We start from the raw sequence: 26,004 nt of genomic DNA, 5'->3' as shown, positions 1-26,004 counted from the left end.
ACGACGGCGGCACCCAAGCCGGGTGCCGCCGTCGTCGTTAAGCTCCGGTCAAGGCGAGCATTGACCGCTAAGCCGAATACGCGGGGTAATCCGTGTAGCCTATGGAGCCGTCAGCATAGAAGGTGGCCGGGTCCGGCTCGTTCAGCGGAAGGCTTTCCTTCCAGCGACGCGCGAGGTCCGGGTTGGCAATGGCGGGGCGCCCCACCACCACCGCGTCCGCATGTCCGTCGGCCACCAGCGCGGCTGCCTCCTCACGGGTGGTGATGGTGCCGAAGCCGGAGTTCACCAGGAATGTGCCGTTGAAGCGGGCCCGGAGATCCTGGACCAGCTCACTGGTGGGCTCGTGGTGCAGGATGCTGGCGTAGGCGAGGTTGAGCGGCGCAATGCTGTCCACCAGCACCTCGTACGTGGCGCGGACATCGGCCGCATCCGTTTCGGCGATGCCCTGGACGCTGTGCTCCGGCGAGATGCGGATACCCACGCGGTTCGCACCCACCGCGGCCACCACGGCGTTGACCGTTTCAATCACAAAGCGGGCTCGCTTTTCCGGCGAACCGCCGTAGCTGTCGTCCCGGACATTGGAGTTCGGGGCCAGGAATTCGTGGAGAAGGTAGCCGTTGGCCGAGTGCAGCTCCACGCCGTCGAATCCCGCTTCAATGGCGTTGACCGAGCCGGCGACGATTTCCTGCATCACAACGGGCAACTCGTCGGTGGTCAGTGCGTGCGGGACGGGGTATGGCTGCTTGCCGGACGGCGTGCGGACCTCACCCTCGATGGCCACGGCACTCGGACCCACAATGGTGTGGCCGCCGGTGATGTCCGCATGGGAAACCCGCCCGCCGTGCATGATCTGCGCGAAAATCCGGCCGCCTTCAGCGTGCACCGCGTCCGTGACCTTCTTCCAAGCAGCAATCTGCTCCGTGGTGACCAGACCGGGCTGACCCGGATAGGAGCGTCCTGCGGGGCTCGGGTACGTGCCCTCGCTGACGATAAGTCCCAGTGATGCGCGCTGCCGGTAATGCTCCACGACCAGGGCACCCGGAACACCATCCTCGCCTGAGCGAAGGCGCGTCAGGGGCGCCATGACCAGGCGGTTGGGCAGTTCAAGCTCGCCAAGGGTTAAGGGAGAAAACAGCATGCGCAGTTCCTTTCGAGGTGAATTGGTACTGCTGTGCCCAACTGCGCGGCGCGTGCAAGTATTCCGATGGAGGCGCGGATCACTCTCGGCCGGGGTGGCTTGGACTGGATTCCAGGCGGCGCCTGCCGTCACATACGCGGCTTCCTAGCGGGGCGATGCGACGCCCGGGCAACCCTGACCCTGCGGGTTCTGGTTGCAGTCGTCCGCGTAGTTCCGGGTGATGGACCGCCAGACGCTGATGGTCTGCGGCGGTGCACTGAACTGCCCCTGGCCAGGTATGGGCAGCGGCGGTCCGTTGTTCACGGAATATGTGCCATGGAAGGACGTAGTGAGGACAACCTGGAAGTCGCCCGTGTCTGCGTAGACATGGCTTGTTCGGGTCTTTTCACCCCAGCGGTCCTGTGGCAGCGGCCCACCCATAGAAGGCTGCGGGCCGAAGACGGTTCCGTCGCCGTAGTTCCAGGTGTACTGAACCGGCGTCGCGACAACGTGCACCCTCTGCCCGAACATCGTCACGTCGAACTGTTGCTCGGACGCGTCTGCGTAGAAGTTCGTCTCAGCACCGCGGAGCGTGTTGGGGCTGGGCTGCGCGACAACCGCTCCGGCGTTGATCGGGAGGCTCTCAAACTGCTGTTGGATCTGGGCGGCTATTTGTTCCAGGACGTCGACAGGTTTTTCATTGTAGATGCAGGTCGGTCCCGCAAAAAAACTCCAAACGCGCGGAGTAAACTCTGCAAGCGATCTGTACCAGTTGACGCTCCGCCCATCGTCGCCTGCTGTGCAAGCGATATCCGGTCCCGCGCAATTTGAGCCATCCAGGGTCGGATCCGCACGGCAAACGTGCTTATACATGTAGACGTAAGGATCGTCGTCTACTCCTATGGGAGTTTCAGTCCACGCACCTGACCCGGGATGCTGATACCAACCACCAACATTCGCGCCGGCCCCTCCCCAGTCACCCTTGACAGAAGCCTCAGCGCGAGCGGGGGAAACTGTCGGAACGTGTAGCAGGATGACGAACAGCATCAATAACCCGCAGCGGGCAATTTTTTTCATTATTCATTGACCAAGTGCTCAACAGTTTTGGCAGTCCAGACACCAGTCTCGTATCCGGCAACCATGATGTCGCCGATCGCAGGCTTGCTCTCCGTTGTCTCATCCAGCGACTTGTCGGCGCGGTAGTAGGAAAGCGGCTCCTGCCGCACCTGAATCAAGACTTGATATTCACCGGGCGCAACCTCGAGAAACTTCGTTTGCGCACCCTCAACGACCATGCGCCCGCCAGCGATCCACTGGCCGCCCGAGTGCCAGCCTTCGACGACCTCTTTCACTCGAGCGCAACTAACGCATGTTGGGCTTGAAATACTCTCCAGGGGCTTCATATCGCCGGTCTCATAGGCGTAAGTCAGAGTGGCATACCAGTGATTGGCGAACGCCTCGAGCCCCTCTTTCGTCTCCGTCTTGGCGACCTCGGGCAGCACCGGCACCGGCACATTCTGAGCCCGGCCGCTAGCCGAAGCCGGCACATAGACAGGAGTCGCCGTCGGAGTGGGGCTGGGGTTGGCCGTCGAGCTCGCAGTCGGAGACTCGGACGATGTACCGCCACTGTTGGGATCGCCAGCCGGGTTGCATCCGGTCAAAAGCAAGGCGGACACGGCAACAGCAGCAACAAAGTGCATGCGCAAACGCCTGGCCGTGGAAGTGATGTGCGATGTCATGGGCAGCTAATCCCCCGATAGTTTCAAGACGTTTCGCTCCGAACAATGACCTTAAGGGTAGCCCAGGACACATTTGAGCGATGAAAGTTATTCACAGCCACCCGCCATCGGTTCTACCACCGCCAAGGACCAATAAAAAGTCACACGGACAATCGCCCTCCCGGCCCTCGGGCCCAGAATTTCCGCGCCAAAACCCTAGAATTCTTCTACCGAACGTAGAAGAATGGCGTGCATGATGTTTACGCACGCAGATGGCAACCCCGTTCTTGAGCTCGACGACGAGCAGTCCTGGAAACTCCTGGAAGCAACAAAGCACGGCCGGCTGGTGGTCTCTGTGGCCGGTGAACCGGATATCTTTCCCGTCAACTACCTGACCTCGGACCGGAAAATCTACCTCCGCACCGCGCCAGGCAACAAGCTGGCGCAGCTCACCATCAACTCCCGTGTGCTGCTCGAAACGGACGGTATTCTCTCGGATGAGGCGTGGTCGGTGGTCCTCCGGGGCACGGCGCGCGTCCTGGCCAACTCAACAGAGCTCGCCGCCGTCGAGGAGCTTGGCCTGAAATCCTGGGTGCCGACGCTGAAGGATTTCTACGTGGAAATCGTGCCGACGTCCGTCAGCGGCCGCCATTTTGAACTGGGCGATCAGCCGGAGCGCGAAATCTAGGAGCTCCTAGACTGGAATCATGGCGGACAGGCTCACTCCCGAGCAGCGCAGCTGGAACATGTCCCGCATCAGGGGCAAGAACACCAAGCCGGAACTGCTGGTGCGCCGCCTCCTCCACGCCAAAGGCTACCGCTACCGCTTGCACGGCAAGGCAGGCAAAAGTCGACTGCCCGGTAGCCCGGACCTGGTGTTCGCAGGCCGTCGAAAGGTCATCTTCATCAACGGCTGCTTCTGGCACTTCCACGACTGCCGGGTAGGCCAGCACGCGCCCAAAGCGAACGCCGCCTTCTGGGAGGCCAAGCGCACCCGCACCAGAACCCGCGACGCCGACCAGCGCCAACAGTTGACGGCCGCCGGCTGGGAGGTGCTCACCGTGTGGGAGTGCGAGTTGAAGGACGGCTCCGCCCTCGAAGCCCACCTTGTGGAGTTCCTCGGTGCCCGGCAAGCTGACGCCCTGCAAACGGGCGCCGGTCAAACCCACTCCGGTCAAACCCGGAGCAGGCAAACCCACCGCCGGCAAGCAACGCCAGCCGGAAGTTGAGCCAATCTTGAGCCTTTGCCGCCTCCCGAATTGATCGGCACCAGCAAAGATGAACTCCTATGAAAAACCCGCATTCTCCTCAGGAATCCCGCAGTCCTTGTCCCGGACGGCTGCATCTCCAGGGAACAGATTTACGCTGAAAGTGGACACAAACCCAAGTCACAGCCCCCTACCCGGGCGGCAGTCGCGAGCGGAAAGGACGGAAATGGCTCCATCCGACGACGCAGGGCGCCCCCTGGTAGATCCCTCCGTCCTTGACCGGTTACGCGTCGAACTCGACGAAGATGACGGCTACTGCAGCGTCTTCGTGGGAAACTTCATCGACTGCCTGCCGTTGCGGATCGGCAAGCTGCGGCTCGCTCTGACCACGGGAGACCTGGACGGGGCGGTGGATGCGATCCTGAGCCTCAAAACATCGAGCCAAATGGTAGGCGCCGAACGGCTGGCGGGGCTTGCCATGGATCTTGAACGTTCCATCCGGGAAGAGTCACCGCGTGCGGAACCATCCGTTGCACTGCCGCAGCTGGCCGTCAACTACCTCCGGCCGATCAACCAGTGCTGCCGCCAGACCCTACACAGGCTACAGGCTCAACGTTCCTCAGGCGCCAACCGGTAACCCACGCCGCGGACCGTCTGCAGCCAGCGCGGTTGCTGCGGTGAATCACCAAGCTTCTTCCGGAGGTTGCCCATGTGCACCTCAACGGAACGTTCGTCCGCTTCGCTAATGTAACTTCCGACGTCGTAATCCTCGTCCCGGAGCCGGCGCACCAAATCCGATTTGGTCCGGACAGTCCGGCCCGCCTCGAGCAGGGCATAGAGGAGTTCAAACTCCGTCCGCGTCAGGTTGAGCTCCTGGCCGTCCACAGCGACAGACCGTGAGGCGTAGCTCAGGTCCAATCCATTGTGGCTGTAATGACCGTTTCCGCTGCCAGTGCCGACGTCGACCGGGCGATCAGATACTGGAGGGGCGCTCTCCCCCGCGTCCGGAAGCGCCCGGGGGCGGCGCATCATCGCCGCGATCCGCGCGCGGAGCTCACGTGGGCGGAAGGGCTTGGTGAGGTAGTCGTCAGCCCCAGACTCGAGGCCGATCAACGTATCCAGTTCTTCAGCCCGTGCCGTGAGCATCACGATGTAGGCATCCGAAAACTCGCGGATCTGGCGGGAGACCTCGAATCCGTCAATGTCCGGCAGTCCCAAATCAAGTGTTATGACGTCTGGATTCAAGGTTCTGGCAGCCTTGACCCCTTCGGATCCGCTGCCCGCCACGGTGACGTCAAAACCCGCCTGCGTCAGGACCGCCCGTACCAACTCCCGGATATCCTGATCGTCTTCGATGACCAGACCAACTCGTGCTTCACTCATACCAGTCCCCTCACCCAGCTTGACAACGTGAGAAGTATAGCCCGCTGCCGATATCCTGCTGGTATGTATTCCCCCCATCCTCCCACTTCAGGCCGCCGTTCATGAGTGAACCCGCAACGTGGGCCGCGGGCCGCCTTAGGTTTTTCCGGAAACCCTTCCATGAATACCGGCTGACGGAAAGAGTTGCCCTCAGCCAAATGCCGCTTTTCATAACCACATTGCTGGCCGTGGTACTCGTGTCGGCGTTTTTCCCCCGGACCATGGACAACCCGCTGTTCGTGTTGTTCCTCTTTTCCCAGCTGGCCCTCATGGTGCTGTGCTACGTGGTGCCGTGGGACCGCCTGCCGTACACCAGCTTCCTGGTTATCCCGCTGTTGGACTTCGCCTCCATCGGCGTGGGCAGGGAGGGCGGACAGGAGAGCCTGGCCGGGATCAGTCTGTTGGCAGTCTTCCCCGTCATCTGGCTATGTGCCTCAGGCTATTACCCCCGGGTCTCCCTGTGGTTGTCCTTCTTCGCGCCATTGGCCATCATCTGGGTTCCATTGCTGATTCGCGGAGATGTGTCTGGCCCTACCCTGGTCAGGCCCCTCCTGCTTCCCGTCATGATGCTCGGAATCGGTGTATCGGTCAGTGTGTTGACCCTGAGCATGACGCGGCAGCAGCGGATCCTGGAAGAGAAGGACAAACAGCTCCAAGCCAGCCTGCTCGGCACCAGGAGGCAGGAAGCCTTGCTCAACTCCGTTCTGGACACTGTGCACTTGGGCGTCCTCGCCATCGACGCAGACGGCAATGACATCCTGATGAACCGGAAACAGCGCGCCAACCACGAACTGGCCCGTCCGAAGGACCTCGACGATCCGAACGAGTCCCAACTGCTGGTCTTCGCGGCGGACCGTACCACCCCTGTCCCTGTGGAGGAGCGTCCCGTAAGACGAGCCGTCCTGGGCGAGACCTTCACCGACTACCTGGTCTGGGTGGGCGCAGGCAAATCACAGCGCGCCATCACCACCAGCGCCCGGCCCATGACGGACCCCGACGGGACGTTCGTCGGCTCGGTGATCGTATTCAGCGATGTGACAGACCTGGTGGACGCCTTGGCCGCCAAGGATGATTTCGTCGCCAGCGTGTCCCACGAATTCAGGACTCCCCTGACCTCCATCCTGGGCTACGTGGAACTCCTCCTGGAGGACGATCCCGGCAACGACCAACTGGAACCGCTGAACATCATCAAGCGCAATTCAGAACGCCTCCTCACCTTGGTGTCCGACCTCCTCGCCACCAGAAACGGGCAACTGATCGTGACCCCGCACGCCGTCGACGTCGCTGAACTGGTGCGCGCCAGCGTGTCCGCCGCGATGCCCAGGGCTGACGCCTCCCGCGTGGCGCTGACAGCCGACACGCCAGGACGGCTGGATGCCCATGTGGACGGCCCCCGCATCTCCCAGGTGCTGGACAATCTGGTCTCCAACGCGATCAAATATTCGCCCGACGGCGGGAACGTGGTGGTGTCGTTGGAGCACGACGACGGCCACCTCGCCTGCCGGGTCAGTGATACGGGCATGGGCATGAGCGCCGACGACCAGGCCCAGGTGTTCGCCAAGTTCTTCCGGACCAGCAACGTCCGCCGGACAGCTATTCCCGGTGTAGGCCTGGGCCTACCCATCACCAAGGCCATCGTGGAAGCCCACGGCGGAACAATCCAAGTGGATAGCAAACTGGGAGAGGGCACCACGTTCACGTTCCGGATGCCGGTCTAGGTTTCCTGCATCTCGACAGGCTCGATCACCGGGAGACGGGCTCAATCACAGGACCGCGCGGGCGGCTGGGCCCACGCCCGCCGGGTTCCCTGGCCGAGCTTGCGAGGTTAGGGGGCGGGTGGGGACCACTTCACCCCAGGACTGCCGCGCAAGGTCCGCCACCGCTGCCAGAATGTCCGACGGCGGCATCGACAGATCCAGCGGAAACTCCACAATGTCGATGTCAGTGTTGAGGATCCTCCGCAGCTTCATCTCGCCCACTCCCGCATAGACCAGCCAGGCAGTGGGCACACCCAGGGCGGTGCAGTGGGCAAGCATCTGGTAGTGGTCGGCGGTCAGGGAGGCGCCCAGGTCCGTGCCGGCCTTGTACTTTGCGTTGTAGACCACCACCGGCCGACCGCCCAGCAGGTGTACCGCGTCCGGGCGCACGGACAGCCTGTCGGCATCATGGACAGCTTCGCTCAGGAGTGCGTTGAACTGCCGCCGCATCTCCCCCGGATACGCCGCCATGGCCTCGCGGAGCGCCGTGCCCACAAAATCCTCGAACACCTGGGCCATGTCCACCACAAACGACGCCGTCTGCTGCTTCCCCTCGCCCGCCTCGGCGGACGCATTCTTCAGGATCAGCTCGGCAAGGCGCAGCACTGGCTGGTAGCGAACGTTCATCCGGCTCGGCGTCCACGGCGGCAGGGGCGCACCGGCAGGTAGGCGGGTGACGGCGTCGAGCTTTCCCTTCAGCTGGCGCAGGCGGCTCAGCACATCGGGGCGGACCCGGGGCACCTGGCCCATCCGTTCCAGCGCTGCGCGCAGGATCCGGTTTTCGGCGATGTCCTCGGTGAACTCGTCATAGGACACTTCCAGCGGCACCAGCATTCCGGGGCGCCGGGAGATCTGGTCGGAAATCCGGATACGGCCCTTGACCGTGCGGAGGGACTCATCAACGGTCAGGTAGCCCTGCAGCACCCCTCGCCCCAGGGCACGCTCTGCCATTTGCGCCAGGGATTCGGCCAGGGCGCTCCAGAGTTCACGGTCCTCGGTTGCGGCCACGGAGTCGGCTCGGAAGCCCTGGTTGCCGGCGTAGCTGAGGAGAAAGAGCAGCCGGCTCAGTCCCAGCCGGTCTTTGGGGCGCACATCCAGCTGCAGGGTGGCCGTGCGGACCGACCCCACCTTGTCCGCGGGCTCGATCCGGTACAAACCCATGCCCATCGGGGAGGCCTTGGCTAGTCCACTGGCGTTTATAAATGCCGCGCTGGCCGCATCGAGGCGTTCCACGGTGCCTTTGGACAGCTCGTCGAGGACCAGGTGGCGCACTGCGGAGCCGCCACCACGCTGCAGGGCGCCGCCCAACGCTGCGCCACCCAACGCTGCGCCACCCAACGCTGCGCCACCCAACGCTGCGCGACCCTGCGCTGCGCGACCCTGCACGGCCCCTCCTGTCGCGGCGCCGCCGTGGACGGGAGTGTGGCCTGGCTTAGCTGGTAACAAGGCGCCCCAACAGCTGCTCCAGCCCGAACCGCTCCTCCAGCTGCGCGCGCGTCAGCTGGCCGTGGTAGTGCTCTTCCAGCAGCGGCATCAGCTCGTATTTCCAGATCCGGCGCAGCCCCTTCGGCGTCTGGGCGGCGGTCTTCATGAAGTACGACGGGCCGATCATCAGGTCCCGGTCCCACTCGTCGATGGCGGCGTTGAGCGCATCCAGCAGCAGTGCCGGCGTGGTGTCCAGGTCCCGCGCCTGCAGGAACCGCAGCAGCGACCCCTGCACCGGCTCCGTCTGCGGATGCAGCTCGATGAACGCAAACCGGCGGCGGATGGCGGCATCCATCATGGCGATGGACCGGTCCGCGGTGTTCATGGTGCCGATGATGTACAGGTTGTCCGGCAGCGTGAACGGCTCGTTGGGGCTGTACTGCAGGTAGATCCGGTCATCGCGGTACTCCAGCAGGAAGTATAGCTCGCCGAACACCTTGGCCAGGTTGGCGCGGTTCATCTCGTCAATGATCAGGAAATAAGGCTTCTTCTCGTTCCCGGGCTTGGCGGCTTCCTCGGCCAGCCGTCGCAGCGGCCCCGCCACGAGCTTGAAGGCCACCTGGCCCTCGTCCGTTTTGTCCGGCCGGTAACCTTCGAAAAAGTCCTCATACGCGTACGACGGGTGGAACTGCACCAGCTTCACCCGCTCGTCCGTGCTGTCCTGGGCCAGTTCCGCCGCGAGATGCTTGGCCAGGTACGTCTTGCCTGTTCCGGGCGGCCCGTACAGGACCAACTGACGGTTCTCCTCCAGCAGTTCCGCGATCTCCTGCAGCGGCTCCAGGTCCATGTGCAGCGACTCCGCGAAGTCGCGGCTCAGCGGGCGGAAGCCCTCCTGCACAGGGGGCACGACGGCGGCAGGCTCGGCGTCGTCGTCGTCCTCCGGTTCCGCTTCGGCCGGCACAAGCGCCTGGAGCGCCTGCACCACTTTGGTGACGTCAACAACGATCCCCGAGGTGGCCAGCTGCCGCTGGACGTGACGGGGCAGATCGGTGGTGGCGTGGCCGTCGTCGTCCAGCCAACGCACCTTGCGCCGCAGGCGGCGGTTGTCATCGTTGTGCTCGGGCTCGCCCAGCACAACGCCCAGCCGCACGATGCCGGCGTGCTGGAACAGAACCAGGTCGCCGGGCTTCATGACGGTGAGGAAGGCGAACACCGCTGTTTTGGTGTCCTCCCGCTCCACGTAGCCCAGGTGCTTGTAATCCTCGTCCACCGCGTGCTGCACCAGCCCGGCAGTCACCCCCGGGTCCAGGTGTCGGAGATGTTCGACGTCGAGCGTCACCTTCTCCTCTTCCTGCCACGCGGTGAGGAGCTCGGCGTTGTCGCTGTGGGTACGCAGCAGCCACGCGCGGCGCCCGGGATCCCCGACCTTGCGCCACTGGCTGACCAGCTGGCGGGCGTACCAGTCGATGCGCTGGCCGGCCTGTTCATCCAAATGCAGCCGGATGCGGTGGATGTCCGCGGTGATGTCTTCATCACTGTCGCCCTTGGCCCCGCCCACCAGGGAGGCGAACGCGTCCCGGATTTCCTGCCGTTCCACGTCCGCCACAACGGGCTCGAAGTAGCTCGGCCACGCCAGGTACTCGATGCTGCGGCGGATGGCGGGCTGGTCCCCCGGTGTGCCTGCGGCGAGTTCGTGGAAATTGAGCGGGTCCTTCAGCGCCTTGGCGATGGCTGCAGGAGTCTGCTGGTCCACGTGCTGCACAAACCGGCAGAGCCATTTGAGGTGGTCCCAAATGGTCCAGTTGAATTCGGCGGTGCGGTCCCTGATCACGCCGTGGTCAGTCATGCCCTTGTAGAGTTCCTCGGGCAGCTCCAGTGGAGCTGCCGGAGGTGTTTCCAGCCAGGACGCGGCCTCAGCCACACGGGCACGCTTGACCTTGAGCGACTTCACCTCGTGCGCCAGTGGCAGCGACTGCAGGAAGAGCAGCTCGACGGCCAGCTGCTTGGCCTCCCGGGACGCGTCTTCGAGGTTCTGCCGGAGGTTTGTCATCATGGGCGCCTTGGCATCCGCGGTTCCCCGGTCCAGGCGTTCCAGCAGCTCTGCCGCAGCCTCCGCAGTCCAAGTTAGGGTGTTTCCGTCCAAAGCTGACGGCTTGCCCCGCAGGCCCGGTCCCAGCACAAACCAGGCCGCGTCCTCGATCTCCTTTGAGACACCGAGGGCGCGGTGCATGGCAGTCCTGGGGTTTGGGGTCATGGGTTCAAATTTACAGGCTCAAGCTGGATGCCCGCTCCGAAGTCCCTGGCGGCCTGCAGTTCGCAGGCCCGCTATTTGATTGTTCCGGCCCCGGCTCCAGGCCGCTTGCGCCCAAGAATGAAGTAGCCCATCGGCCCGATGAAGTTGATCAGGGCAGCCACGCGCCAGGCCGCTTTTGGCCCGTTAATTTGGTCAGCCGGGCGCTTGGAAATGTCCCGCTGGGCGGCCAGCATCAGTGACACCTGCGCGATTCCGATGGCCACAAATCCTGCCCGTGCCGCCGGTGACATCTCTTTCCAGGTCTTTTTGGTTTTCTTGGCCATGATCAAACGCTCCTTAGTGGATATTCCCAGTTTCCGGTGTCCGCCGTGCCTGCGCAACGGGTGTGCAGGCACGGCGGACACCAGCCGTCGTTGCACCGTTCACATTGCGTGCTACTCACAACGTATAGGGCGCCAGCCGCTCCTTCTGTTCCGGCGTCAGGCGCAGGACGCGGCCGGAGGCTTCGTCCACAAACGCCAGGTGGCTGCTGGCCCGGACGCAGTCCTCCCGGGTGACCGGGTCCTGCACCACATAGTGGATGTCGAAGCTGGCGCCCTTCACCGCACCGATCCACACCTGGACCACTGCCGGGATGTTGCGGTATTCGAGCGTCCTGACGTAGCGGATTTTGTGGTCCACCACCAGCGCCAGGGTTCCTTCCGGAACGTCGTTGAAGAGCGACACTTCCGGCTCGATGCCCGGCAGGCCGGTGCCCCGGGGAGGCCCGAACGCCATAATCCGTGCCTCCTCGAGCATCCGGACAATCTGGACGTTGTTGATGTGCCCGTAGGCGTCCATGTCACCCCAGCGCATCGGGACCAGGACCTCAATGCGCCGGGCGGCTCCGGCTTCCAGGGTGCTCAGCTGTGGACCGCCGTCGAATCGTCCACAACGGTTTCCTCAACGTCGGAACCGGCGAACTGGGACATGTACAGCCGGTAGTAGGCACCTTCCGCCGCCAGGAGCGCCTGGTGGTTGCCCTGCTCCACGATCTTGCCGTTCTCCATCACCAGGATGGTGTCGGCATCGCGGATGGTGGACAGCCGGTGGGCGATCACAAAGCTGGTGCGGTCCGTCCGCAGCGCCGCCATGGCCTTCTGGACCAGCAGTTCAGTGCGTGTATCCACCGAACTGGTTGCCTCGTCCAGGATAAGCAGCGACGGGTTGGCCACAAATGCGCGGGCGATGGTGACCAGCTGCTTTTCACCGGCGCTGACATTGTTCCCTTCCTCATCGATGACGGTGCCGTAGCCATCCGGCAGGGCACGCACAAAGCGGTCCACGAAGGTGGCCTTGGCGGCCGCCATGACCTGCTCCTCGGTGGCATCCAGGTTGCCGTACCGGATGTTGTCGTAAATGGACCCGCCAAACAGCCAGGCGTCCTGGAGCACCATGCCAACCTTGGACCGCAACTCGGAGCGGCTCAGGTGCGTGACATCCACGCCGTCCAGCGTAATCGACCCTGAGTTGAGCTCGTAGAAGCGCATCACGAGGTTCACCAGGGTGGTTTTGCCGGCGCCCGTGGGACCGACGATTGCCACGGTGTGCCCGGGTTCCGCCGTGAAGGACAGGTTTTCGATCAGTGGTCTGTCCTCGGTGTAGCTGAACGTGACGGCGTTGAACTCCACGTGCCCGTCGGTCTTGGCCGGCAAGTGCTCGGTGGGGGTCTCGGAGTCCTGCTCATCAGCGTCGAGGAATTCGAACACCCGCTCCGAGGACGCCACGCCGGACTGCAGCATGTTGGCCATGCCGGCCATCTGGCCCAGAGGCTGGGTGAATTCGCGCGAGTACTGGATGAATGCCGTGGCGTCACCCAGGGACATCGAGCCCGAGGCCACCCGGAGGCCACCCACCACGGCGATGCCCACATAGCTGAGGTAGGAAACGAACTGCATGACCGGGAAGATCATGCCGGAGACGAACTGGGCTCCGAAGCTGGCCTTGTACAGGGCCTCGTTCCGCTCTTCGAAGCGTTCCAGCATGTCAGCGTCACGGCCGAAAACCCGCACAAGATCGTGCCCGGAGAAGGATTCCTCGATCTGGCCGTTCAGCTCGCCCGTGTTCTTCCATTGGGCGGCAAAGAGCTTCTGGCTGCGCGAACCGATCAGGCCGGCCGCCACGCCGGACAGCGGCAGCGCCACCAGTGCGATGAGGGCGAGCTGCCAGGAGACGATGAACATCATGATGACAATGCCGATGACCGTCAGCAGCGAGCTGATCAGCTGCGCGAAGGCCTGCTGCAGCGCCTGCTGGACGTTGTCGACGTCGTTCGTTACCCGGGAGAGGACGTCGCCGCGCTGGCGGGTGTCGAAGTAGTTCAGCGGGAGCCGGTTCAGCTTCTTTTCGGTGTCGTCCCGGAGCCTGCGGATCACCTTCATCACGATGCGGTTCAGCACGTAGCCCTGCAGCCAGAGGAAGATGTTGGCCACAAAGTACATCAGCAGCACGATGGCGATCAGGACCGAGAGCTTCTGGAAGTTGATCCCGGTGCCGGGAACCAGCTCCATCCTGGACACCATGTCCGCGAAGTTGTCCTGCCCCTGCTGGCGCAGGCCTTCCACGAACTGGTCCTTGCTGGCGCCGGCGGGGAGCTGCTTGCCCACTACGCCGCCGAAGATGACGTCCATGGCCTGGCCCAGGATCCTGGGGGCGATGACGTTCAGGACCACCGAGACAACCACCAGGGCCACCACGGCGTAGATGCCCAAAGCCTCAGGCTTCAGGAGCCCCAGCAGGCGCTTCGCCGAGGGCCAGAAGTGCTCGGCCTTCTTAGCGGGCATACCGCCGAACATGTCGCCGTCGGCTTCGGAGGGCTTGTACTCCTCCTCGAAGAACCCGTCGTCCTCCAGGAGATCTTCGGGTGTTGTGGAATCCGGGTTCGTTTCGGTGGTCGAGCGTGTCGAGACCTTCTTGGCGGCGCTCATGCCATTTCCTCCACGCTCAGCTGGGATTCAACAATTTCCTGGTAGGTGGGTGACGTTTCCAGGAGTTCCTCATGCGTTCCGCGGTCCACGATCCGGCCGTTGTCCAGGACCAGGATCTGGTCTGCGTCGGTGATGGTGGAGATCCGCTGGGCCACGATGATCACTGTGGCGTCGGCGGTGGTCTGTTTCAGGGCGGCGCGGAGCCTGGCGTCGGTCGCCACGTCCAGTGCTGAGAACGAATCGTCGAAGAGGTAGACCTTGGGTTTGGTGATCAACGCGCGGGCGATGCAGAGCCGCTGCCGCTGGCCGCCGGAGACGTTGGTGCCGCCCTGCGCGATGCGGGCGTTCAGCCCGTTCTTCTTCTCGCGGACGAAGTCCCCGCCCTGGGCGATCTGCAGCGCGTCCCAGAGTTCCTGGTCCGTGGCTTCGGTCTTGCCGAAGCGCAGGTTGTATTCGATGGTGCCGGAGAAGAGGTACGGCCGCTGCGGGACAAGCGCCACGCGCTTGGTGATCTCGGCGCGGTCCAGGTTGCTGACGGAGACGCCGTCCAGGAGGACTTCGCCCTCGGCGATGTCATAGAGGCGCGGCAGCAGGGCCAGCAGCGAGGTCTTGCCTGCACCGGTGGAACCGATGATCGCAACGGTCTCGCCCGGCCTGGCGGTGAAGCTGATGTTGCTCAGCACCGGCGTCTCGGCACCTGGGTAGGCGAAGGTGACGTTCCGGTACTCGACTACCCCGGCCAGTGTGGCGGGAGTTTCGGGACGTTCGGGATCGTGGATGGAGGGTTCGACGTCGAGCACCTCACCGATGCGGTCCGCGCAGACCGAGGCCCGCGGGATCATCATGGCCATGAACGTGCCCATCATGACGGCCATGAGGATCTGCAACAGGTACTGCAGGAACGCGGTCAGGGAGCCCACCTGCATCTCGCCTGAATCCACGCGCTGGCCGCCGAACCACAGCACAGCGGCCGTGGACAGGTGCAGGATCATGCCGATGGCCGGGAACATCAGGACAAACAACGCCCCGATTTTCAAGGAGACGTCGGTCAGGTCCTTGTTGGCCACGCCAAAACGGTCGGTTTCGTACGGTTCGCGGACAAAGGCGCGGACCACCCGGATGCCGATGATCTGCTCGCGCAGGACAGCGTTGATGCGGTCGATCTTCTTCTGCATGGAACGGAACAGGGGCATCAGCCGGACTACCAGGTAGCCCACCACAACGAACAGCACGGGCACGGAGACCCAGACAAGCCACGACAGGCTGATGTCCTCGCGCAGCGCCATGATGATCCCGCCGATGCACATGATGGGCGTGGCCACCATGAAGTTCAGTCCCATCAGCGCCAGCATCTGGACCTGCTGGACGTCATTGGTGCCGCGCGTGATGAGGGTGGGGGCACCGAACCTGTTCACGTCCTTGGCGGAGAAACTGGTGACCTTGCGGAACACCCCGCGGCGCAGGTCCCGGCCCACGGCCATGGCCGTTTTGGAGCCGTAGTAGACGCCGGCGATGGCGGTACCCACCTGGACAACGGCCACCAGCAGCATCACGGACCCGGTCCGCCAGATGAAATCCGTGTCCCCGCGGGAAACGCCTTCGTCGATGATCTGGGCGTTGAGGCTGGGAAGGTAGAGCGCTGCGATGGTGGACGCCAGCTGGAACACTACGACGGCCACGATGTATGGCATATACGGTTTGGAGTAGCGCCGTATGAGGGTGAAGAGCATGCCCTTGAATCCTTAGGGAGAGAGCGCGAAATGATGAGGATAAGTAGTAACAGACGGCGCTGACATTTCTCAGCCTACCTACTCTACGAAATCCGTTGCCCGGGCGAGATATCTACCGCAAAGATCATCCGATCGGCGTACTCCCGCACAGGTTCCCCGGCCATCCACCTGCGGTAGCCGTGCTCAGGTCAGCGGCTCGCGGAGGCGAGTTCCGGCGTCGTGCTTTCAGCATTGGCGCTTTCCGCGGCACCTGCCTCTGCCGCGGTCCCCGCCCCTGCCTGGACCTCCGGCTGGATGTCAACGGTGCGCCGCAGCGGGCGCTCCTTGATGAACAGCACCGAAATCAGGGCTATCACTGCAACGCCGGCGGAGATCAGGAAGACCTCGGCCGTGGCGTCGCCATAGGCAGCGCGCATGATTTCGCGCACCGGTGCGGGCATATCAACAAGGTCCATGCTCGCTCCGGCGGAACCGCCCGCCACCGGGATGCCGGCCGCGGCCAGGCCCTGCGTGGCGAGTTCGCTGACCCGGCGGCTGAGGATGGCGCCGAGAACGGAGACACCGATCGCGCCGCCCACCGAACGGAAGAATGCCACGGACGCGCTGGCCGAACCGATGTCGGACGCCCGCACGGTGTTCTGCACCGCCAGGACCAGGTTCTGCATCAGCATGCCGAGGCCCAAGCCCAGGATTGCCGTGAAGATTCCGGCCTGCCACAGTTCGGTTGTGTGGTCCATGGTGCCGGCCAGGCCGAGGCCGCCGATCAGCAGGATGGACCCGCCGATCAGGTAGCCCTTCCATTTTCCGGTGCGGCTGATGAGCAGACCGGAAACGACGGAACCGGTGAGGTTGCCGGCGATCATCGGAAGCGTCAGGAGCCCGGCTTCGGTGGGTGTGGCGCCGCGGGCAACCTGGAAGTACTGGCCCAGGAAGGTGGTTGAGCCGAACATCGCGATGCCCACGGCCACTGAAGCGATGATGGCCAAAGCGGTGGTGCGTTCGGAGATGATTTTCAGCGGGATGATGGGCTGCTCAACCTTGGACTCCACCAGCACCAGCAGGGCCAGCAGCACTACGCCGCCGCCCACCATAGCGGCCGACTGCCAGGAAACCCAGTCGAAATAGGCGGGGTTGCCGGCGAAGGACACCCAGATCAGGAGCAGGCTGACACCGGAGGTCAGCAGGATGGAGCCAAGCCAGTCGATCTTGACATGGCGTTTGATGTGTTCGATTTTCAGGGTGATCTGGAGCAGGATGAGCGCGACGACGGCGAGCGGCACGCAGACGAAGAAGGTCCAGCGCCAGCCCAGCGGGCTGTCCACGATGAAGCCGCCCAGCAGCGGGCCGCCGGCAGTGCCTACCGCCATCACGGCGCCCATGTAGCCCGAGTATTTGCCGCGGTCCCGCGGCGGGATCATGGTGCCGATGATGGCCTGCGCCAGCGCGGTGAGCCCGCCCATCGCCACACCCTGGATAACGCGTGCGGTGAGCAGCAGCGGGATGGTCTCGGAGAGTCCGGCCATAACCGAGCCGGCCACAAAGATGACGATGCTCAGCTGGACCAGGATCTTTTTATTGAAGAGGTCGGACAGCTTGCCCCAAATGGGGGTGGTGACGGCGTTGGCCAGCAGTGCGGCGGTGATCACCCAGGCGAAGTCAGTCTGGGTGCCGTGCAGATCGGACATGATGGTGGGCAACGCGTTGGCCACGATGGTGCTGCTAAGGATGGCGGTGAAGAACGCCGCGAGGAGCCCGGTCAGGGCTTCCATGATCTGGCGGTGGGTCATCGCCAAGGGTGGTGCGGCCGGTTGGCTCGACATATCAGTGCTCCTGGAGGGTCTGGGTTGCGGCGGCTGTTGCCACGGTTGAAAGTGCCGGGACCGCATGTTCCCGGGCTGAATGCTTGAGGGACTCCGAGAGTTTCGTCAGGATCCGTGCCGTATCTTCGGCATCCTCCTGGCTCCAGTCGCTGAGGTAATCCTGCAGCGTGGCAGCGCGGCGTTCCTCGATCTGCCTGAGTTTGTCCTGGCCCGCGGGCGACAGGGCAACCAGCTGGGCGCGGCCGTCGTCGGGATCCTGCCGCCGGATGACGTAACCCAGCTCTTCAAGGTCCGCGATGTGGCGGCTGAGGACGGGGGCGCTGACGCCGAGCCGCTCCGCGAGGTGGGTGGCGCGGGACTCCCCCTCCCCCACGAACCTGAGGACGCCCTGCAGCGCAACCCCGGTGTCCTGTCCGCGGAAGCTCGCCGCGGCCACGCATCGGACCACCCTCTGGAGGTCGAAGATGCGGTAGACAAGGTCCGCTGCGGTGTCCGGGGCAACTGCCATGATCAAACTCTCTTCTTTTGTTTGCCTAAGGCAACTATATCTTTAACTGGTTGCTTTGGGAAACTAAAGAAGGGTCGGCAGGATTCCAGCGCTTTTAAATGCCACGCGCGAACCGGCAGCTATTACCCTCAAACTGATTTGAGGAGGGTATTAGCTGCAAGTTCGCGCCTGGTTGGTGCTTTGGGTGTTCAGCCGCCCAGATGGGTGGGAGCGAACATCTTGAGCAGGGTTTCGACGACGACGACGTTGGGTCCGTGCGCCGCGAAGCCCGCTTTGAGCGCGTCCCCGACGTCCTCGGGGGCCACTCGCGTGGCCGGCACACCGAAGGCTTCGGCGAGCTTGACGAAGTCGGGGCGTGCGAGCTCGGTGGCCGTGGCCTTGCCGAAGGCGCCCACCATGTATTCGCGCAGGATGCCGTAACCGCCGTCGTCCACGATCAGCCAGGTGACCGGGATGTTGTGCTGCTTGGCCGTGGCGAGTTCGGAAATGGAGTACATGGCGGAGCCGTCACCGGAAACGGCAAGCACCCGGCCGGGATTGCCCAGTGTTTCCAGCCCGACGGCGCCGCCGATGGCTGCCGGGAAGCCGTAGCCCAGGCCGCCTGCGCCCTGGGCGGAGTGGAACTGGCCCTGCCGTGCATCCCAGCAGCTCCAGCCCCAGTACGCCGAGATGGTCATGTCCCAGAAAGTCTGCATGTCCGCGGGTACGGCATCGCGGATGTCCGACATGAACTTCAGCTCTTTGCCCAGGTCCTGGGATTCGAGCCTTGCCTTGACCTTGGCGAGCGAGTCCGTCACCAGGTCCTCGGGGGTGGCCCCGTGCCAGCTGCGGGTGGTGTCGACGGGCGCTGCCAGGGCCTCGTCGAGGGCGGCGAGCGCCTGGCCGGCGTCGGCGCGGATGCCCAGACCGGGGCTGTTCGATTCGAGGACGCGCGGTTCGGCGTCGATCTGGATGATACGGCCGCGCGGTGCGAACGTGAAGTAGTTGGACGTGACTTCACCGAGGGAGGAGCCGATGACAATCAGGACGTCGGCATCCTCAAGGAGGTCCGTCATGTGGCGGTCCTCGATCCAGGACTGCAGCGAAAGCTCATGGGTCCACGGGAAGGCGCCGTTGCCGCCCGGGGTGCAGATGACCGGCGCCCGCAGCTTCTCGGCAATCGAGAGCAGCGATTTTTCGGCCCGGCCCCGCCGCGTACCGCCACCGGCGATGATGGCGGGACGTTCCGCCGTCGACAGCCATTTCACCGCTTCCCGGACCAGCTCCAAGCGCGGCGGGTTGTCCGCTGCTTCGGCGAGTGCGTCCTCCACCGGCGGCACCATGATGGGATCCAGCAGCACGTTCTGCGGGATTTCCAGCCAGACCGGGCCCTGCGGCGAGGAGATGGCTTCAGTCCAGGCATCCTGGATGGCCGACGGAATGCCCGACGCGTGCTGGATCAGGCGCTGGCTCTTGGTGACGTTCGCGGCCGAGGCCTTCTGGTCATCGAGCTGGTGCAGCATGCCCTTGCGGCGGGCGCCCAGTCCCGCGAGCGGGATCTGGCTGGCCACCACCACCATGGGCACACCCGTGGCATACGCCTCCTGCAGGCCGGCGAGGGACGTCAGCGCGCCGGGTCCAGTGGACAGGAACAGCACTCCCACTTCGCCGGTGGCGCGGGAGTACCCATCCGCGGCGAAGGCGCTGTTGTTCTCCACGCGGGAGGACACAAAGTGCAGGTTGCCGCGGCCCATGGCGTCAAACAGGCCGAGCGCATGCTGGCCCGGGATGCCGAAGACGGTCTTGGCGCCGAGCGCTTCAAGGGTTTCGACGACGAGGTCCCCGCCATTGCGCTGACTGGTCCCCCGGCTCTCCCCTGCGGGCGCGGCTGCCGTGCCCGGATCGGAATCAATCATGGTGGCTACTCCTTGGTTCCGGCGGCGAAACCGGCAGGTTGGCGGGCTTCTTGGCCGAGAGTCTGGGCGGCGTAGCCGTTGGCGGTCCCGAACCGGTCACCTTCAACAGCATTGTCCGCCATCAGGGTGATCAGTTCATAGGCCACATGGCTGGCCGCCACACCGGTGATTTCGGCGTGGTCGTAGGCCGGAGCAACCTCGACGACGTCGGCGCCCACCAGGTTCATGCCGCGGAAGCCGCGGATGATCTCCAGGAGTTCGCGGCTGGTGATGCCGCCGGCCTCCGGGGTTCCGGTACCGGGCGCATGCGCGGGGTCCAGGACGTCGATGTCCACGGAGATGTAGAGCGGGCGGTTGCCGATCCGGGCGCGGACCTTGGCCACGGTCTCCAGGACGCCCTGGTAGTAGACGTCAGCGGAGGTGACGATGCCGAACCCGAAGCGGTGGTCGTCGTCGAGATCCTTTTTGCCGTAGAGCGGGCCGCGGGTGCCGATGTGGCTGATGGCTTCCGTGTCCAGGATGCCTTCTTCAACGGCCCGGCGGAACGGGGTGCCATGCGTGTATTCGGCGCCGAAGTAGGTATCCCAGGTGTCCAGGTGGGCGTCAAAGTGCAGCATCGCGATGGGGCCGCCCGCGCGCTCGGCAGCCGCGCGGAGCAACGGCAGGGCAATGGTGTGGTCCCCGCCGAGCGTCACCAGTTTGCTGCCGGCCGCGGTGAGGTCCAGGGCATTCTGCTGGATGGTTTCGATGGCCTCGTTGATGTTGAACGGGTTGACCGCCATATCGCCGGCGTCGGCCACCTGGATGTTTTCGAACGGGCTGACGTCCCAGGCGGGGTTGTACGGGCGCAGCAGGCGGCTGGCCTCGCGGATGTGATTGGAGCCAAAACGGGCGCCGGGACGATAAGAAACACCCGAGTCGAAGGGCACTCCCACCACCGTCACGTCAGCCTTGGCCACCTGGTCCAGGCGCGGCAGTCGGGCGTACGTTGCAGCGCCGGCATAGCGCGGGATACGGGATGAATCGATGGGGCCAAGGTTGCCGTTGGCTTCGATGCGCAGCTCTTTCAAAATGAGCCTCTCCTTCGAGGATTGATCGGCGGGTGTGACAGCCATCATAGCCTGAAGTTTTCTTATGCGCATCAGTTGTTTACAAACTCTTGGCGCAAGGGTCTCGACGCTCGCTCCAGCCCGGTTGCCCGAGGCGCAGTCCCCTCGCCGCCGCCACCAGCGGCGGAACCACGCGGATCTCCGCGGCCCGTGGTGGGCCCAGGGTGGGGCAACCGGGCAGGAGCGTACAGCACGGACCGTGCGGGTTACCCACATACGCCTCCCGGCCCCGGCGGGGAATCTTCCTCACTCCGGACTGCGACCAGGATCTTGCGGAGGCAGTCCATCACAACGCCAGGCTCACTTGCGCCAGCGCGGCAGGACACTATGGGCTATGGCTGCAGAACCTGCCCTCCCGGCTGCACCTTGCCTGCAATCACGGCCACGGCAGCGGCTTCATCCGGCACCGGACTGCCCGCTTCGAGGGCCATCCGGAGCTGCCGGTGGCCGCCGTGGAAGACGTGGCATTGCACGCCCTGGGATGCCTCGCACCGCCGTCGTCCACTGCCATGGCGACCTCGGCAATCCGGTTGCACGGGGTGCCGCTTGAGCTGCTCCGGACCAACTGAGAGGCGACCGGTCAGCCCCGATCCGGCGCGCACTGCAAGAATTAGACCTTCGGGCCGAATCCATTGTTGAGGTGGATGCCCAGTACCTGTTCCGGAGCAACGGCATCGCATTCGAGACCCAAGTATTCCTGCTGCGCTACATGCCGGAGCACATCTGGTTCAATCCGGAGCAGGTGGTGGCCGAAATCAGGGCGGTGCTGGCAGCCAGCCAGAGGTCGCGGACCTAACCGCGTGCACTCCCGCCCAGTTGCTCCACCCACGGCACACCCAGACAACGCACAGCCCGCGGCATTGCAGCCAAGGACGGGCGGCGTCAGGCGGCGCCGGACAGAACCGGGCCACGAAGCGGGGAGGAGCGCACACGCGCCGGGAAGAAACCGCCCTACCCGCTGGCGGCGGGGACCAGGACCCAGAGAACCTCGACGGCCTCGTCGGTGGGATTGACCCAGGTATGCGGCTCGCGGCCGGGGAACGTCACGGTGTCGCCGGTGCTGAGCTCGTATTCCTCGTTGGTCATGATCAGCCGGATGCTTCCCTTGATCACGTGGAGCACGTCAACGTCGCAGTCCACGGCGTAGAGCTCAGTCTCCCCGCGGCCATGCGGCTCGATGACGGCCTGGATGATCTGGATGCGCCGTTCGGAACGGGCCGTCAGGAGCCGCTCTACGATGCCTTCGCCGCCGAGGGAGATGCGGGGGCCGTCGTTCCGCTTGGTCAGGTGTGTTTCCGGGGCAACGAACAAATCGCCGATGGAGATGGACAGGACCTGGCACAGTGTCACCAGGGACGCGACCGACGGCGACGTGAGGTCACGTTCCACGCGGCTCAGGAAGCCCTTGGTCAGGCCTGTAGCGTCGGCAACCTGCTCGATGGTCAGCCGCTGGGACTGCCGGGCGGCACGGATTCGGGAACCGATGGCAACGGGAACGTTGCTCGGCTCAACTGGCAGTGCCTTCATGTGCGGACCTTTCATGGCCGGCGGTGCGGCCCCATCTCTGGAGCAATCCTAGTGGCCAACCGCCTTCGGGACGCCGCGAACGTCGCACGCGCGGCGTCGAACAGCAGATGATGGGGCCGACCTTGACTGTTGCGTCGGTCACAGCATTTGCTTTTAGGCAACAAGTGCCGTCTCTGAGGCAATATTTGAGGAACTCTTCCTCCCCACTCAACAGGAGCAGCGGAAGACCGGCGACCCCAGCAGCGCCGCCGGGATACCAGCCAAGCTGCAGATCAGCTCCAAGTAGCCCCAAATGGACGCCACTTCGTCAACATCGCCATCGTGGTGGTGTATCTCATCGCCATGCTGGCCTTCGGCTGGTGGGGCAAATCCCGCACCAAGAACAACAGCGACTTCCTGGTGGCCGGCCGCCGCCTCGGCCCGCTGCTCTACACCGGAACCATGGCCGCCGTGGTCCTGGGCGGCGCCTCCACCGTCGGCGGCGTCGGCCTGGGATACAAATTCGGCATTTCCGGCATGTGGCTCGTGGTGGCCATCGGCTCGGGTGTGCTCCTCCTGAGCCTGCTCTTCGCCGGCACCATCCAGCGACTGAAGATCTACACGGTCTCCCAGATGCTCAGCCTGCGCTACGGCCAACACGCCACCCAGACCTCCGGCATCGTAATGCTGGCCTACACCCTGATGCTGTGCGCCACCTCCACCGGCGCCTACGCCACCATCTTTGTGGTCCTGTGCGACTGGGAGCGCTGGCTCGCCATCGCCGTCGGCGGCGCCATCGTCCTGGTCTACCTCTCCCGTCGGCGGCATGTGGTCCATCACCCTGGCCGACCAGGTGCAGTTCATCATCAAGACCGTCGGCATTTTCGCCCTGATGCTGCCGTTCACGCTCAACGCAGCAGGCGGCTTCGACGGGATCCGTGCCCGCGTTGACGCCAGCTTCTTCCAGCTCGACGGCATCGGGATTCAGACCATCGTCACCTACTTCGTGGTCTGTACCCTGGGCTTGCTCATCGGCCAGGACATCTGGCAGCGCGTCTTCACCGCCAAGACCACCACCGTGGCCCGCTGGGGCGGCGCCACCGCAGGCGTCTACTGCATCCTGTACGGCGTCGCCGGCGCCCTGATCGGCCTGGCCGCCCGCGTGGCCCTGCCCGACATCGACGTCGCCAACCTTGGCAAGGACGTTGTCTACGCCGAGGTCGCCACCCAGATCCTGCCGATCGGCATCGGTGGCCTGGTCATGGCCGCCGCAGTCGCAGCCATGATGTCCACCGCCTCCGGCGCCCTGATCGCGGCCGCCACGGTTGCCCGCGCCGACGTGGTGCCGTTCGTGGCCAGCTGGTTCGGTAAGACGATCAACACCGACGACACCGAAAACCCCGAGCACGACGTCCGTGCCAACCGTTACTGGGTCCTGGGCCTGGGCGTCGTGGCCGTTCTGATCTCCATGGCCGCGCAGGACGTCGTGGTGGCACTCACCATCGCCTACGACATCCTGGTGGGCGGCCTGCTGGTGGCCATCCTCGGCGGCCTGGCCTGGAAGCGCGGTACCGGCATCGCAGCCGCCTGGTCCATGGCCGTCGGCTCGGTGCTGACCCGGGCACTGCTGATCGCGTACGCCACGGGAATCATTCCCAGCGAAGACGGTGTCTACGCCAACGATCCCATTTACTGGGGCCTGGGCGCGTCGCTGGTTTCCTACATCGTGATCTCGCTGCTCACGCCTCCCACGGACCCCGAGGTCCGCGAGGCCTGGGAGAAGCGGGTCGCAGGAGCTGTCACCGAAGAACTGCCCATGGAAGCCCACCCGATGGCCAGCCACCCGACCCACTAAGGATCTCGATAGGCTCGAACGCCGGAGATAAAGGCTCAACCAACGCAGAGTACGACGGCGGCACTCCCCTTCGCTTCCCCTGCGAACCGGAGTGCCGCCGTCGTTCGTTTCATTCCGTTCCGCGGAACTCGTCCTCATCGAGTGGGACCACGCGCTCCTCGGCGTCGACTGCTACCGGAGGCGTGGGAACCACCACTTCTTCGGCGTCCCAGTCGTCCACGCTGATGGGGACGTCCTCGGCGTAGTCATAGGCGGGATCCGCTTCAACGGATTCCAGGTGCGGCATGTCCGGGTACTGTCCGGTGGTGCTCATGATTCGACCTCCGTTTGTTCGCCTTGACGTGCTTCGTGAGTGGGCGCGGGCGGACGCCACTCCTTCATCACAGCACCGCCGGTGGGCCCGGTCAAGAGCCGCCGGAACCCGGCCGGGAACACCCGGTGGACCTGCATATTTTGAGGGAAACCTAAACTCCGCAGTGAGGTCAGCCAGCCGAAAACCCGCGTCGTTCCGCGGTAAGCTGGGCGGTGCAATGGGGCCGAACCTTCCCCATCCAGCACAGGAGCCTTGCGTGTCTCAGCACCACAATCCCCACCAAGCAGCGCCCGCGGAATCCAATCCATCCGCGCCGCAGCCCACGCCGGCGGACCTCCGCCGGTGGCGCCAGTACCTGGCGGACGAACGGGCAGAGGCCGCCGTCTACCGCGACCTCGCCCAGAACCGTGACGGCGAAGAGCGTGCCATCCTGTTGGCCCTCGCCGAAGCCGAAGGACGGCACGAGGCCCACTGGCTGCGGCTCCTCGGCGACCACGCCCAAAAGTCCCGGCCGGCATCGCTCCGCAGCCAGTTCCTGGGTTTCCTGGCCCGCCACTTCGGCTCCGTTTTTGTCCTGGCCCTCGCTCAGCGCGCTGAGGGCCGCTCCCCCTATGCCTTGGATCCCAACGCCACGGACGCCATGGCAGCGGATGAGCAGATCCATGAGGAAGTGGTCCGCGGCCTGGCAACCCGTGGCCGCAGCCGGCTCGCCGGGACCTTCCGCGCCGCCGTCTTTGGCGCCAACGATGGCCTGGTCAGCAACCTCTCACTCGTGGTGGGCATGGCCGCTTCCGGAGTGGGCAGCGGTGTGGTGCTGCTCAGCGGTGTGGCCGGGCTCCTCGCGGGCGCCATGTCCATGGCCGCGGGCGAGTTTGTCTCCGTCCGGTCCCAGCGCGAGCTCCTGGCCGCCACACGTCCCACCCAGATCACCCTCGCCGCCGCCCCGAAACTGGACATCGAACACAACGAACTGATGCTCGTCTACCTGGCGCGCGGGATGACCCACGAAGCGGCCGAACACCGCGTGGCCGAACGCATGGGCCTGCTGAGCTGCGACTGCGATCCCAGCCTGTCGCTGCAGCCCGAATTGCCGGAGTTGGAGGACCAGCACGAGGCCGTGGGCACTGCGTGGGGGGCGGCAATGTCCAGCTTCTGCTTTTTCGCGTCCGGCGCCGTGGTCCCCATCCTGCCGTTCCTGTTCGGTCTGACCGGGGTGGCCGCCCTGGTGGTGGCCGCGGTGCTGGTGGGGCTGGCGCTGCTGGCCACCGGCGGAATCGTGGGCCTGCTGTCCGGGACGTCGCCGCTGACGCGCGGGCTGCGCCAGCTGGGCATCGGCTTGGGCGCCGCGTCCGTAACCTATGTGCTGGGGCTGGCATTCGGCACTGCTGTGGGCTAGGCGCT

General features: G+C 64.7%; 22 protein-coding genes and 1 pseudogene. 7 read left to right on the top strand and 16 right to left on the bottom strand.

The window, feature by feature from the left end; genetic code table 11:
• Positions 1-67 precede the first annotated feature (67 nt).
• The 3 genes from FYJ92_RS03950 to FYJ92_RS03940 form a co-directional block, all read right to left on the bottom strand.
• The gene (locus FYJ92_RS03950) at positions 68-1,138 is read right to left on the bottom strand and encodes an alkene reductase (protein WP_185262695.1); all 1,071 of its coding nucleotides are present in this window, start codon (positions 1,136-1,138) and stop codon (positions 68-70) included.
• A gap of 144 nt (positions 1,139-1,282) precedes the next feature.
• A complete protein-coding gene (locus FYJ92_RS18915; protein ID WP_255482295.1) occupies positions 1,283-2,194 on the bottom strand; it encodes a hypothetical protein in 912 nt (303 codons plus the stop codon).
• Positions 2,194-2,856 carry a DUF6318 family protein gene (locus FYJ92_RS03940; RefSeq protein WP_185262694.1) on the bottom strand — a complete coding sequence of 221 codons (663 nt, stop codon included), beginning with the start codon at positions 2,854-2,856 and terminating at the stop codon, positions 2,194-2,196. Before FYJ92_RS03940 ends, FYJ92_RS18915 begins: the two co-directional genes overlap by 1 nt.
• Positions 2,857-3,088: 232 nt before the next feature.
• Here FYJ92_RS03940 and FYJ92_RS03935 point away from each other — a divergent pair, with 232 nt between their 5' ends.
• From FYJ92_RS03935 to FYJ92_RS03925, 3 genes are all read left to right on the top strand, one after another.
• A complete protein-coding gene (locus FYJ92_RS03935) occupies positions 3,089-3,523 on the top strand; it encodes a pyridoxamine 5'-phosphate oxidase family protein (protein WP_185262693.1) in 435 nt (144 codons plus the stop codon).
• Positions 3,524-3,542: 19 nt separating this feature from the next.
• On the top strand, positions 3,543-4,064 hold the full coding sequence (locus tag FYJ92_RS03930) for a very short patch repair endonuclease (protein ID WP_185262692.1): 522 nt from the start codon (positions 3,543-3,545) through the stop codon (positions 4,062-4,064).
• A 205-nt stretch (positions 4,065-4,269) separates the two neighbouring features.
• On the top strand, positions 4,270-4,680 hold the full coding sequence (locus FYJ92_RS03925) for an Hpt domain-containing protein (RefSeq protein WP_185262691.1): 411 nt from the start codon (positions 4,270-4,272) through the stop codon (positions 4,678-4,680).
• Here FYJ92_RS03925 and FYJ92_RS03920 read toward each other — a convergent pair.
• Positions 4,653-5,426 (bottom strand): response regulator transcription factor, encoded by a 774-nt coding sequence (locus tag FYJ92_RS03920; protein ID WP_185262690.1) that lies wholly within the window; start codon positions 5,424-5,426, stop codon positions 4,653-4,655. The two genes, FYJ92_RS03925 and FYJ92_RS03920, sit on opposite strands and share 28 nt — an antisense overlap.
• A gap of 101 nt (positions 5,427-5,527) precedes the next feature.
• Here FYJ92_RS03920 and FYJ92_RS03915 point away from each other — a divergent pair, with 101 nt between their 5' ends.
• Positions 5,528-7,183 carry a cell wall metabolism sensor histidine kinase WalK gene (locus tag FYJ92_RS03915; RefSeq protein WP_185262689.1) on the top strand — a complete coding sequence of 552 codons (1,656 nt, stop codon included), beginning with the start codon at positions 5,528-5,530 and terminating at the stop codon, positions 7,181-7,183.
• A gap of 45 nt (positions 7,184-7,228) precedes the next feature.
• Here FYJ92_RS03915 and FYJ92_RS03910 read toward each other — a convergent pair whose 3' ends face one another.
• The 10 genes from FYJ92_RS03910 to speB form a co-directional block, all read right to left on the bottom strand.
• Entirely contained in the window at positions 7,229-8,530 is a 1,302-nt protein-coding gene (locus FYJ92_RS03910; RefSeq protein WP_370526246.1) for a restriction endonuclease, read from the bottom strand.
• Between the two features lie 124 nt (positions 8,531-8,654).
• On the bottom strand, positions 8,655-10,901 hold the full coding sequence (locus FYJ92_RS03905) for an McrB family protein (protein WP_185262688.1): 2,247 nt from the start codon (positions 10,899-10,901) through the stop codon (positions 8,655-8,657).
• A gap of 71 nt (positions 10,902-10,972) precedes the next feature.
• The gene (locus FYJ92_RS03900) at positions 10,973-11,224 is read right to left on the bottom strand and encodes a PLDc N-terminal domain-containing protein (protein ID WP_185262687.1); all 252 of its coding nucleotides are present in this window, start codon (positions 11,222-11,224) and stop codon (positions 10,973-10,975) included.
• 115 nt (positions 11,225-11,339) lie between these two features.
• On the bottom strand, positions 11,340-11,756 hold the full coding sequence (locus FYJ92_RS03895; RefSeq protein WP_185262686.1) for a thioesterase family protein: 417 nt from the start codon (positions 11,754-11,756) through the stop codon (positions 11,340-11,342).
• A gap of 47 nt (positions 11,757-11,803) precedes the next feature.
• Entirely contained in the window at positions 11,804-13,735 is a 1,932-nt protein-coding gene (locus FYJ92_RS03890) for an ABC transporter ATP-binding protein (protein WP_185263656.1), read from the bottom strand.
• A 128-nt stretch (positions 13,736-13,863) separates the two neighbouring features.
• Positions 13,864-15,597 carry an ABC transporter ATP-binding protein gene (locus FYJ92_RS03885; RefSeq protein WP_185262685.1) on the bottom strand — a complete coding sequence of 578 codons (1,734 nt, stop codon included), beginning with the start codon at positions 15,595-15,597 and terminating at the stop codon, positions 13,864-13,866.
• A gap of 188 nt (positions 15,598-15,785) precedes the next feature.
• A complete protein-coding gene (locus tag FYJ92_RS03880; protein ID WP_255482294.1) occupies positions 15,786-17,417 on the bottom strand; it encodes an MFS transporter in 1,632 nt (543 codons plus the stop codon).
• A gap of 1 nt (position 17,418) precedes the next feature.
• Entirely contained in the window at positions 17,419-17,925 is a 507-nt protein-coding gene (locus FYJ92_RS03875) for a MarR family winged helix-turn-helix transcriptional regulator (protein WP_185262684.1), read from the bottom strand.
• Positions 17,926-18,113: 188 nt separating this feature from the next.
• A complete protein-coding gene (locus FYJ92_RS03870) occupies positions 18,114-19,820 on the bottom strand; it encodes a thiamine pyrophosphate-binding protein (RefSeq protein ID WP_185262683.1) in 1,707 nt (568 codons plus the stop codon).
• Between the two features lie 5 nt (positions 19,821-19,825).
• Positions 19,826-20,890: an agmatinase gene (gene speB, locus FYJ92_RS03865; RefSeq protein WP_185262682.1), complete on the bottom strand. Its 1,065-nt coding sequence runs from the start codon at positions 20,888-20,890 to the stop codon at positions 19,826-19,828.
• A gap of 679 nt (positions 20,891-21,569) precedes the next feature.
• On the opposite strand from speB, the gene FYJ92_RS03860 reads away from it, so the two are divergent.
• On the top strand, positions 21,570-21,725 hold the full coding sequence (locus FYJ92_RS03860) for a hypothetical protein (RefSeq protein WP_185262681.1): 156 nt from the start codon (positions 21,570-21,572) through the stop codon (positions 21,723-21,725).
• Between the two features lie 155 nt (positions 21,726-21,880).
• Here the strand turns inward: FYJ92_RS03860 and FYJ92_RS03855 are convergent, their stop codons facing one another.
• Positions 21,881-22,456 (bottom strand): helix-turn-helix domain-containing protein, encoded by a 576-nt coding sequence (locus FYJ92_RS03855; protein ID WP_185262680.1) that lies wholly within the window; start codon positions 22,454-22,456, stop codon positions 21,881-21,883.
• 342 nt (positions 22,457-22,798) lie between these two features.
• Here FYJ92_RS03855 and FYJ92_RS03850 point away from each other — a divergent pair.
• Positions 22,799-24,290, top strand: a pseudogene (locus FYJ92_RS03850) (sodium:solute symporter).
• A 109-nt stretch (positions 24,291-24,399) separates the two neighbouring features.
• Here FYJ92_RS03850 and FYJ92_RS03845 read toward each other — a convergent pair.
• On the bottom strand, positions 24,400-24,603 hold the full coding sequence (locus FYJ92_RS03845; RefSeq protein WP_185262679.1) for a hypothetical protein: 204 nt from the start codon (positions 24,601-24,603) through the stop codon (positions 24,400-24,402).
• Between the two features lie 256 nt (positions 24,604-24,859).
• Between FYJ92_RS03845 and FYJ92_RS03840 the strand changes: the two genes are divergently transcribed.
• Positions 24,860-25,999 (top strand): VIT1/CCC1 family protein, encoded by a 1,140-nt coding sequence (locus tag FYJ92_RS03840; protein WP_255482293.1) that lies wholly within the window; start codon positions 24,860-24,862, stop codon positions 25,997-25,999.
• The last annotated feature ends 5 nt before the right edge of the window (positions 26,000-26,004 follow it).

Source organism: Pseudarthrobacter sp. NBSH8 (assembly GCF_014217545.1).
In the GTDB taxonomy this organism is placed as follows: Bacteria; Actinomycetota; Actinomycetes; order Actinomycetales; family Micrococcaceae; genus Arthrobacter.
The sequence above is the reverse complement of the archived record's forward strand: the minus strand, read 5'-3'. Positions and strand labels throughout refer to the sequence as shown.

Excerpts from the sequence above, each read along its gene's own strand:
- FYJ92_RS03950 (WP_185262695.1), bottom strand. The coding sequence starts at position 1,138 with ATGCTGTTTTCTCCCTTAACCCTTGGCGAGCTTGAACTGCCCAACCGC.
- FYJ92_RS18915 (WP_255482295.1), bottom strand. The coding sequence starts at position 2,194 with ATGAAAAAAATTGCCCGCTGCGGGTTATTGATGCTGTTCGTCATCCTG.
- FYJ92_RS03940 (WP_185262694.1), bottom strand. The coding sequence starts at position 2,856 with ATGACATCGCACATCACTTCCACGGCCAGGCGTTTGCGCATGCACTTT.
- FYJ92_RS03935 (WP_185262693.1), top strand. The coding sequence starts at position 3,089 with ATGATGTTTACGCACGCAGATGGCAACCCCGTTCTTGAGCTCGACGAC.
- FYJ92_RS03930 (WP_185262692.1), top strand. The coding sequence starts at position 3,543 with ATGGCGGACAGGCTCACTCCCGAGCAGCGCAGCTGGAACATGTCCCGC.
- FYJ92_RS03925 (WP_185262691.1), top strand. The coding sequence starts at position 4,270 with ATGGCTCCATCCGACGACGCAGGGCGCCCCCTGGTAGATCCCTCCGTC.
- FYJ92_RS03920 (WP_185262690.1), bottom strand. The coding sequence starts at position 5,426 with ATGAGTGAAGCACGAGTTGGTCTGGTCATCGAAGACGATCAGGATATC.
- FYJ92_RS03915 (WP_185262689.1), top strand. The coding sequence starts at position 5,528 with ATGAGTGAACCCGCAACGTGGGCCGCGGGCCGCCTTAGGTTTTTCCGG.
- FYJ92_RS03905 (WP_185262688.1), bottom strand. The coding sequence starts at position 10,901 with ATGACCCCAAACCCCAGGACTGCCATGCACCGCGCCCTCGGTGTCTCA.
- FYJ92_RS03900 (WP_185262687.1), bottom strand. The coding sequence starts at position 11,224 with ATGGCCAAGAAAACCAAAAAGACCTGGAAAGAGATGTCACCGGCGGCA.
- FYJ92_RS03895 (WP_185262686.1), bottom strand. The coding sequence starts at position 11,756 with ATGCGCTGGGGTGACATGGACGCCTACGGGCACATCAACAACGTCCAG.
- FYJ92_RS03890 (WP_185263656.1), bottom strand. The coding sequence starts at position 13,735 with ATGTTCGGCGGTATGCCCGCTAAGAAGGCCGAGCACTTCTGGCCCTCG.
- FYJ92_RS03885 (WP_185262685.1), bottom strand. The coding sequence starts at position 15,597 with ATGCTCTTCACCCTCATACGGCGCTACTCCAAACCGTATATGCCATAC.
- FYJ92_RS03880 (WP_255482294.1), bottom strand. The coding sequence starts at position 17,417 with ATGTCGAGCCAACCGGCCGCACCACCCTTGGCGATGACCCACCGCCAG.
- FYJ92_RS03875 (WP_185262684.1), bottom strand. The coding sequence starts at position 17,925 with ATGGCAGTTGCCCCGGACACCGCAGCGGACCTTGTCTACCGCATCTTC.
- FYJ92_RS03870 (WP_185262683.1), bottom strand. The coding sequence starts at position 19,820 with ATGATTGATTCCGATCCGGGCACGGCAGCCGCGCCCGCAGGGGAGAGC.
- FYJ92_RS03855 (WP_185262680.1), bottom strand. The coding sequence starts at position 22,456 with ATGAAGGCACTGCCAGTTGAGCCGAGCAACGTTCCCGTTGCCATCGGT.
- FYJ92_RS03845 (WP_185262679.1), bottom strand. The coding sequence starts at position 24,603 with ATGAGCACCACCGGACAGTACCCGGACATGCCGCACCTGGAATCCGTT.